At 38.3% G+C, this 1,286-nt stretch carries 1 protein-coding gene; it reads left to right on the top strand.

What is annotated here, in order from left to right; genetic code table 11:
- A partial coding sequence (locus VER_RS10025; protein ID WP_202922168.1) for a hypothetical protein occupies nucleotides 1-1,286 on the top strand: 1,286 nt, incomplete at both ends.

Raw genomic sequence — 1,286 nt, 5'->3', positions numbered from 1 at the left:
GTTAGCGATAATGGTGAAATTACTGTTAATAAAGAAAATGCTGGGTTCGGTGTAAAAGGTGCTGAAAACGGTGCGGTAGAAAGCAAAGTAGTTGGTAACGATTTAGTAGTTGATCTCAATGCAGCAACTAAAGAAAAAATTGACAATGCAGCTAATAAAGACCTTTCCAACCTTGGTGACAAAGGCAAAGACGTTATTAAAGAAGTAAGTCAAGATGCTGTTAACGTAGTTGGTGGCGATAACATTAATGTTGCTAACGATACCAAAGATGGAGTTAAGACCTTTACAGTTAACCTAGATAAGAATGTAAATCTTGGTAACGATGGTTCTATTACTCTTGGTGATACAGTTGTTAAATCTGGCGATGTTACTGTAGGTGGTACGACTATTAATAATGGTGGTGTAACCTTACAGCCACAAGGCGAATTTAAAGTAGGCGACACAGTAATTAAGGGTGGTAGCATCAATGTAGGTGGTACTACAATTAACGAAGGTGGCTTAACTATCAATGAAGGCCCATCCATTACTAAAGGTGGTATCAATGCTAATAATACGCAAATTACTAATGTAGCTGATGGCACTAAAGCTGGCGATGTTGTTACTTATAATCAATTACAAGAACTTAAAAAATCTGTAGAAGATGGCACTGTAGTAGCAGGTAATGCCCTTCAAACAGTAACAGTATCCAGCGATAATGGTCAAATTACTATTAACAAAGAAAATGCTGGTTTCGGTGTAAAAGGTGCTGAAAACGGTGCGGTAGAAAGCAAAGTAGTTGGTAACGATTTAGTAGTTGACCTCAATGCAGCAACTAAAGAAAAAATCGACAATGCAGCTAACAAAGACCTTTCAAACCTAGACGATAAAGGCAAAGACGTTATTAAAGAAGTTACACAAAGTGCTGTAGACGTTAAAGGCGGCAATAATGTAGAAGTTACTAATGCCACTGAAGATGGCGTTAAAACATACACCGTAAATGTGAAGAACAATCTTGACCTTGGCCCTAATGGCTCCGTTACTGCTGGTGATGCAAGCTTGGGTACTGATGGTTTAACAATTAAAGAAGGCCCATCCGTAACTAAAGACGGCATCAATGCAGGTGGCAAAGTTGTTTCTAACCTTGGTGAAGGCAAAGTAGAAGCAGGTTCCACTGATGCAGTAACAGGCGGTCAATTACACAATATTTCCACAGATTTAGGCAATCGTATTGATGGTGTTGATAGCAAGGTAAATACAATTACTGATAAAGTTAATACAATCAACAACAATCTTGAAACCGTTACAAA

Source organism: Veillonella sp. R32 (assembly GCF_010093125.1).
In the GTDB taxonomy this organism is placed as follows: Bacteria; Bacillota; Negativicutes; order Veillonellales; family Veillonellaceae; genus Veillonella_A.
This window is presented reverse-complemented; position numbering and strand designations above follow the sequence as displayed.